This window comes from Monashia sp. HAY1-5C, assembly GCF_056755255.1.
This window is the reverse complement of the sequence record NZ_JBPGXG010000555.1, coordinates 1-252: the sequence shown is the minus strand read 5'-3', so window position 1 is coordinate 252 and position 252 is coordinate 1. Positions and strand designations below refer to the sequence as shown.

Annotated in this window: 1 protein-coding gene; it reads left to right on the top strand. The window is 63.1% G+C overall.

The features are described from left to right. Positions 1-252: BCCT family transporter (locus ACR9ZK_RS22750; protein ID WP_481344192.1), on the top strand; the 252-nt coding region annotated here is incomplete at both ends.

The following is a 252-nucleotide window of genomic DNA, read 5'->3' as shown; positions in this document are numbered from 1 at the left end:
CCTGTACTGGTGGTCATCGTAGCCATCCTGACCTTCTGTTTCGTGGCCTCCGCCGTTTCCGGCATCAGCCGCGGCATCCAGTGGCTGTCCAACATCAACATGGTGCTGGCCGTGGTGCTGGCCCTCATCGTCTTTGTTGCCGGCCCCACCCTGTTCATCCTCAACCTGATCCCCTCGGCGATCGGCGATTACGCCCGCGACCTCGCTGAGATGTCGTCCCGGACTGAAGCCGTGGGCGACGAGGCATTGCGC